This window comes from Streptomyces sp. SID5464, assembly GCF_009862985.1.
GTDB classification, from domain to species: Bacteria; Actinomycetota; Actinomycetes; order Streptomycetales; family Streptomycetaceae; genus Streptomyces; species Streptomyces chartreusis_D.
Map to the genome: position 1 here is coordinate 40,114 of NZ_WWIQ01000071.1, position 7,208 is coordinate 47,321.

The following is a 7,208-nucleotide window of genomic DNA, read 5'->3' on the forward strand; positions in this document are numbered from 1 at the left end:
CCGGAAGTCGTGCTCCTCGAACAGGGACGCCTCCCACAGCGCGCTCTCCACGAGCGCCTCCGGGGTCGCCCTGCCGTACTTCCGGAGCAGCCGCCGGTCCAGCGACCCGGCGTTGACCCCGATCCGGATCGGGGTGCCGTGGTCCTTGGCGGCCTGCGCGATCTCCTTGACCCGGTCGTCGAACTGCTTGATGTTGCCGGGGTTGACGCGGACCGCCGCACAGCCCGCCTCGATGGCGGCGAACACGTACTTCGGCTGGAAGTGGATGTCCGCGATCACCGGGATCTGCGACTTGCGGGCGATGGTCGCCAGCGCGTCCGCGTCGTCCTGCGTGGGGCAGGCGACCCGGACGATCTGACAGCCGGACGCGGTGAGCTCGGCGATCTGCTGCAGCGTGGCGCCGATGTCGGACGTACGGGTCGTCGTCATCGACTGCACCGACACCGGGGCCCCGCCCCCGACCGCCACCGGACCGACCTGGATCCGGCGCGAGACGCGCCGCTCGGCGATCGGCCGGACCGGTACCTCGGGAACGCCCAGCGGGATGGCGCTCATGGCCTCACTCCCGGTTTCCGGAGACCGTCTCGCGCATGGCGCGCAGGGACTCCTTGAGCGATCCCATGGTGGCGAGGACGGCGGTGGGCTCGTAACCGCAGTGCGCCATGCAGTTGGCGCAGCGCGGGTCCTTGCCGCGGCCGTACTTGTCCCAGTCCGTGTCCTCGACCAGCTCCCGGTACGTCGGCACATAGCCGTCGCTCATCAGGTAGCAGGGGCGCTGCCAGCCGAACAGCGAGTAGTTCGGGATCGCCCACGCCGTGCACGGGAAGTCGACCTTGCCCTCCAGGAAGTCCAGGAAGAGCGGGGAGTGGTTGAGCCGCCAGCGCCGCCGGTTGCCGCCCGCGAAGGCCTTCTTGAACAGCTCGCGGGTCTGCTCCACGCCGAGGAAGTGCTCCTGGTCGGGGGCCTTCTCGTAGGCGTAGGCGGGCGAGATCATCATCTCGTCGACCTGGAGGTCGTCGTTGAGGAAGTTCAGCACCTCGATGATGGTCTGCGGGGTGTCGGTGTTGAAGAACGTCGAGTTGGTGGTCACCCGGAAGCCGCGCCGCTTGGCCTCCTTGATGGCCTCCACCGCCTCGTCGAACACGCCCTCCTTCGCCACCGACTCGTCGTGCCGCTCGCGCAGCCCGTCGATGTGCACCGCGAAGGCGAAATAGGGGGACGGCTTGAACTTGTCCATCTTCTTGCGCAGCAGCAGGGCATTGGTGCACAGGAAGACGTACTTCCGCCTGGCCACCAGCTGACGCACGATCTCGTCGATCTGGGGGTGCATCAGCGGCTCGCCACCGGCGATGGACACCATGGGAGCACCGGACTCCAGCACCGCCCCCACGGCCTGGGCGACCGGCATCCGCTGCTTGAGCACCCCGGCCGGGTGCTGGATCTTGCCGCACCCCTCGCACTTGAGGTTGCAGGCGTACAGCGGCTCCAGCTCGACGATGAGCGGGAACTTGTCCCGCCGGCGGAGCTTCTGTTCAGCCAAGTACGTAGCGACCTTGATGGACTGTCGGAGCGGCATGGCCATCTGGCTCACCTCCTGGGGAGCAGCAAGGAACGGTGCCATTCGAAGAAAGCGGGAAGGACGGAACGAAGGACACGGAAAGCCGATATTCCACCGCGCACCGTGCCGATCCGGACGAGTTCATGTTCTGGAGCGTCCACGACCACCCGGACGGCCGCAACCGGGCGCTCGCCCGTGCGCACGGCGCTCAGGAGCGTGGCCGCCGATTCCATGTCGGCCGCGATCGCGCCGGTCGCGAGCAGATCGGACCGCTCCTGACCGCGTACGACGTGGTCGGAGCCGGTGAGCGGCCCGGTGTGCACGGTCCGCCCGGGCACCGTGCGGACCAGCTCCTTGACCAGCAGGTCGGTCCCGACGCAGGCGGTCGTGGAGCGCGGGTCGCGGGTCTCCTCGGCGACGACCAGGTCACCGGGGTGCATGCCCGGCGCGAGCCCCGCGCAGAAGCCGGTGGCCAGGACGGCGGCGTCACGCAGGGCCGGGTGGGCGAGCATCCGGGTGACGGACCGCTCGGCCGCCGCCGGCCCCATACCGGTCCGCAGCACGGTGACCGGCCCGCCGGCGCCGCCACGGTCCCCCGCGCGCAGGGCGAACTGCTCGATGCCGAGCGCGCAGGCGATCAGCAGCGGGGCCGGGGCGGGCTGTGTGCTCATTCAGCTCCCTCGGCCCCGGCGAGCGGTTTCCCGGCCGCCCCGCTCGCCTGGTGCCGGTCGGCGAAGGGCTCGCCGTGCAGATACCGGCCGAGCGCGGTCAGCGGGAACACCTGCCGGTAGAGGTGGTAATTGATCGAGAAGTCCCACGGGAAGCCCGTCCCCGTGAAGTACGGCTCGTCCCAGGAACCGTCCTCCCGCTGGGTGGCGGCGAGCCACTCGATGCCGCGTTCGACGGCCTTGGAATCCCGCTCCCCCGCCGCGAGCAGGGCCATCAGGGCCCATGCCGTCTGGGAGGCGGTCGAGGCGCCCCTGCCGCTCCACTCGTTGACGTACTTGTAGGAGCGCAGGTCCTCGCCCCAGCCGCCGTCGTCGTTCTGCACCGACTCCAGCCAGGTCACGGCCCGGCGGATCGCCGGGTGCGCGGCGGGGATGCCCGCGGCGACAAGGGCGGGGACGACGGACCCGGTGCCGTAGACGTAGTTGACACCCCAGCGCCCGAACCACGAGCCGTCGGGCTCCTGTTCGGCCAGCAGCCATTCGATGCCGCGGCGGGTGCGCGGGTCGTGGGCGAGGCCCTCCACCGCGAGCATCTCGACGACGTGCGCGGTGACGTCGGCGGAGGGCGGGTCGATGACCTCGCCGAAGTCGCAGAACGGCAGCCGGTTCGGGAACGGGCTGGTGTTGTCGACGTCGAAGGCGGCCCACGCGCCGTTCTTCGACTGCATGCCGAGGGTCCAGCGCACGCCGCGCCCGACGGCCTTGTCCACCCGCACCGGGTCGTGGTGGGCGATCCGGCGCAGCGCGAGGATCACCTCGGCGGTGTCGTCGATGTCGGGGTAGTTGTCGTTGTGGAACTCGAACGCCCAGCCCCCGGGCGGCAGTCCGGGCCGCTGCACCGACCAGTCACCGGGCCGGACGATCTCCTCGCCCAGCATCCAGTCCGCGGCCTTCACCAACTGCGGGTGGTCGGCGGGCAGTCCGGCGTCCGCGAGCGCGATCGCGGCCAGGCAGGTGTCCCACACGGGCGACTGGCAGGCCTCGATCATCCGGGCCCCGTCCTCGCGCCACACGGCGAACCGGTCCAGCGAGGCGAGTCCCTCACGCATCACGGGATGCTGGAGGTCGTAGCCGAGCAGGTGCAGGGCGATGATCGAGTACACGGCCGGGGGCTGGATGCCGCCCCAGCAGCCGTCGTTCTCCTGCCGTTCGATGATCCAGCGGGCGGCACTGTTCATCGCGGCTCTGCGCAGCCGGCGCGGCGCGACCTTGCGCAGGGCGTGCAGGCCCTTGTCCATCCGCTGGAAGGCGCCGTCCCAACTGAACGCCGGGGCGAGGGGTTTGGCGGGGTTCGGGTCGGCCGGGTCGGTGTGCAGCTCGTCCAGCGGGAAGGGCGCGGGGCGTACCGGCCGCTTCGCGGAGACGATCGTCAGCGGGACGATGGTCTGCCGCGCCCAGCAGCCGAAGTCGTAGATGTTGAGCGGCACCCACTTCGGGAAGTAGATGAGCTCCGGGGGCAGTTCCGGCAGGTCCTCCCACTTCCACCAGCCGAACAGGGCGAGCCAGATGCGGGTGAAGACCCGGGCGGCGGCGATGCCGCCCTGCTCACGGATCCAGGCGGAGGCCTTCGCCATGTGCGGTGCGCCGGGCTCGTCGCCGGCCAGGCGCAGGGCGACGTAGGCCTCGATGGTGGCGGAGAGTTCGCCGGGGCCGCCGTAGAAGGTGGCCCAGGTGCCGTCCTCGCGCTGTTCGCCGCGGATGAAGAGCGCGGCGGCCTGAGTGGTCTTCTCGTCGCGGATGCCCAGGAACTGGCGGAGCATCAGGTCCTCGGCGTCCATCGTGACGTTGGTCTCGAGGTCGCCCTTCCACCAGCCCTGGGCGTCCTGGCGCGAGAGCAGGAAGTCCGTGGCGCGCTGCGCGGCGCGGGCGGCGGCTTCTGGTACCCCGGCCGCCGCGGGGGTGTCGGTGTCGGTTTCGCTGGCCGCGGCGGCTCGGGGTGGCAGGGCCCCGGTGCTTCCGTCGGTCGTCGCTGTCATGGCTTCCCCTTCGTGCAGTGGTGCAAGGTGTGCAGCTGCTGTGGGTCCGCCGTCGGCCGGTGCTCCGTGCTGTCTCGCGGCACCGGCCGGCGACTACGCGAGGGCTATTCGACCGATAGTGATCATCTCTTTCGTACGACGACGAAGTCCGCGAGTGCCGTGAACTGTTCCCGCACCCGGTCGGGCATGTCGACGGCGTCGAGGGCTTCGATGGCGATGGTGTGCTGACGGCGTGCCTCGTCGGCGGTCCACTCACGGCCGCCCGCCTCCTCGATGAGGGCGGCGCGGGCCGCGAACTCCTCCTCGGAGAAGTTCTCGAAGTCGCTGCTCTTGGCGTCGGCGGCGAGGATCTCGCCGAGCCGCTCGGAGGCGGGGCCGCCGGCCGCGAGCGCGGCCACGACGGGCAGCGACTTCTTGCGCTGGCGCAGGTCGCTCCAGGTCTGCTTGCCGGTGGCGACCGGGTCGCCCCAGATGCCGAGGAGGTCGTCGACGGCCTGGAAGGCGAGGCCCAGGTGGTAGCCGTACTTCTCCAGCGTGTCGGCGGTACGGTCGTCGGCGCCGCCGAGGACGGCACCGATGGAGCTGGCGCAGGCGAGCAGGGCGCCGGTCTTGTTGCCCTCCATCTCCAGGCACTCCTCGACGGTGACGCGGTCGCGGTGCTCGTAGGAGATGTCCTGGGCCTGACCGTCGATCAGTGCACGGGTGGCGGTGGTCAGGCGGCGGGTGGCGCGGCCCGCCTCGACGGTGCCGAGTTCGAGGAGCACCTCGTTGGCGAGGGCGAACAGGGCGTCGCCGACCAGGATGGCCTGGGCGGGGCCGTGCACCTTCCAGACCGTGTCGCGGTGGCGGCGCTGTTCGTCGCCGTCCATCAGGTCGTCGTGGAGGAGGGAGAAGTTGTGGACGAGTTCCACGGCGACGGCACCGGGGATGCCGGTCTCGGGGGCGGCCGACATGACCTCGGCGGACAGCACCGCGAGGGCGGGGCGCACGGCCTTGCCGCCGTCCCCCGCCGCGGGCCGGCCCTGGGCGTCGATCCATCCGAAGTGGTAGGCGGCAACAGTGTCCATGGGAGGTGCCAGGCGGTCGATGGCCGCCCGCAGTACCGGAGTGGCCAGGGTCCGGCCGCGCTCCAGGAGCGCGGTCACGTCCACCGCGGTCTCTCGAGCGGCCTTCGAGGCCGGGGGCACAGTGGGCACAGTCTCTCCTCTTGTTGCGGTACCGGGGGTGCGGGGGCCGCCTGCCGCGCCGTCCTGAGCGAGCGTCACGCCGCCTCCTCGAACTCGAAGAGGTGCTGCGGGCGGGGCCGGCCCAGGGCGCCCAGCACGGCGTCCGCCGCGCTCACACCACTGCGGACCGCACTCTCCATGGTCGCGGGCCACCCGGTGGCGGTCCACGCTCCGGCCAGGTACAGGCCGGATGCCTTGGTGCGGGCGCCGGGCCTGAGGCGCCCGACGCCGGGGGTGGGAGCGAACGTCGCGGTGCGCTCCCGGGTGACGAAGAAGTCCCTCACTCCGGCGCCGCGGGTCAGCGGCAGCAGCCGCTCCAGCTCCGGCAGGTACCGCCGGCGCAGCACGGCCACGGGTTCGTCGATCTCGCCCTGGGCCACCGACTGCGACAGGGCGAGGTACTGCCCCTCGCGCAGCCCTGATGCCTCGGTCCGGTCGAACACCCACTGCACCGGGGTGCCGAGGGCGGCGAAGAACGGCCGGGCCAGCACCTTGCGGTCGTACACCACGTGGACGTTGAGGATCGGCGCGGTGCCGATCTCCAGGAGCCGTTCCGGCGCGTCGAGGGCGCCCGGGGGCAGCAGGTCGTGCGCCTCGCGCTGCGGTACGGCGAGCACCACCGCGTCCGCCTGGAGCGTCTCGCCGGGAACCTGGACACTCCACCCCCCGTTCCCGTGGTGGGAGACGGAGGTGACGCGTGTACGGACCTCGGTACGGACGCCAGCGGAGTCGAGCGCCTTGCGGGCCAGCCGGTCGTGCAGGTCGCCGAGCGGAACCCGCGCCCAGCCGATGTCGGCCGCGCCCGGGTCGGACAGCAGACCGGTCTTGAACACCATCGCGGCGAGCCCCAGGGAGGCATCGCCCGCGACGGCGTTGAGGGTGGCGACCCCGACCAGGTCCCACAGGGCCTCGATGGCGCGCTCCGACTGGCCGTGCGCGGCGAGCCAGCTGCCGAAGTCCTGCGTGTCGAGGGCCGGATCGGCGAGGTCGAGCCCCTTGAGCGCGAGCGCGGCCCGGCCCACCTTGGCGCGGTCGGCGAGCGACAGGTGCGGATAGGTGGCGAGGCTGCGGCCCAGGTGCAGGGGCACGGGCAGCGCGTCGCGCCGCAGCCTGCCGAGCCGCCGCCCCGCGGGCCGTGCGGCGTCCAGGACGGGCACGTCGAGCCGGTCCTGGAGCGGGGCCAGCGCCGCGCCCTCGACGCGGTCGAGGAACCAGCGGTAGGCGGTGCAGCAGCGCAGGTACACATGCTGTCCGTTGTCGACGGTCAGCTCGCCGCGCTGGAAGGAGAAGGCCAGGCCGCCGAGTCTCGGCCTGCCCTCCAGCAGGGTGACGCGCACGCCGGCGTCGGCGAGCGCGAGCGCGGCGGTGATGCCGGCGAGCCCGCCGCCCACCACGACGGTGTGCCGCCCGTCGGCGATCGGTCCCTGGGACCCCGTGCCGTGGGTCATCGTGCACCCTCCCCTGCGCGGCGGCCGTCCTGCTCGAACCGTGCGCGACCGGCCGTCTCCGTCAGGGACGCCGCCCCACGCCGGAGAGTTGCCCGCAGCTTGTCTCCGACGGCTCGACCGGGAGGGACGTCGTGGCCGCACTCGGCCGGGGTCACCCGCACGGAACCGCCCGGCCCGGCCCCGACGACCGCGCCCCGCCCCCGGCGGCGGACCAGGGACAACACCGGTTCACTCACGTGGCAAGCCTGCCCAGCGCGGCGGCCGCGCTCGGG

General features: G+C 72.1%; 7 protein-coding genes. All 7 read right to left on the reverse strand.

Annotation, left to right across the window (positions count from 1 at the left end; all coding sequences use genetic code 11):
- The coding region (locus GTY47_RS32890) for a flavodoxin-dependent (E)-4-hydroxy-3-methylbut-2-enyl-diphosphate synthase (RefSeq protein ID WP_010042784.1) at window positions 1–555 on the reverse strand (555 nt) is incomplete at its 3' end.
- Window positions 556–559: 4 nt separating this feature from the next.
- Window positions 560–1,582 (reverse strand): adenosyl-hopene transferase HpnH, encoded by a 1,023-nt coding sequence (gene hpnH / locus GTY47_RS32895; RefSeq protein ID WP_010042786.1) that lies wholly within the window; start codon window positions 1,580–1,582, stop codon window positions 560–562.
- Between the two features lie 5 nt (window positions 1,583–1,587).
- Window positions 1,588–2,229 (reverse strand): hypothetical protein, encoded by a 642-nt coding sequence (locus GTY47_RS32900; protein ID WP_010042790.1) that lies wholly within the window; start codon window positions 2,227–2,229, stop codon window positions 1,588–1,590.
- Entirely contained in the window at window positions 2,226–4,262 is a 2,037-nt protein-coding gene (shc, locus tag GTY47_RS32905; protein ID WP_010042791.1) for a squalene--hopene cyclase, read from the reverse strand. Before shc ends, GTY47_RS32900 begins: the two co-directional genes overlap by 4 nt.
- A 122-nt stretch (window positions 4,263–4,384) precedes the next feature.
- A complete protein-coding gene (locus tag GTY47_RS32910; RefSeq protein WP_078602894.1) occupies window positions 4,385–5,527 on the reverse strand; it encodes a polyprenyl synthetase family protein in 1,143 nt (380 codons plus the stop codon).
- A complete protein-coding gene (gene hpnE, locus GTY47_RS32915) occupies window positions 5,524–6,936 on the reverse strand; it encodes a hydroxysqualene dehydroxylase HpnE (protein ID WP_010042795.1) in 1,413 nt (470 codons plus the stop codon). The genes GTY47_RS32910 and hpnE overlap by 4 nt, the downstream gene beginning before the upstream one ends.
- Window positions 6,933–7,034, reverse strand: a complete 102-nt coding sequence (locus tag GTY47_RS41400; RefSeq protein ID WP_234025775.1) for a DUF6380 family protein — start codon at window positions 7,032–7,034, stop codon at window positions 6,933–6,935. Before GTY47_RS41400 ends, hpnE begins: the two co-directional genes overlap by 4 nt.
- Window positions 7,035–7,208 lie beyond the last annotated feature (174 nt).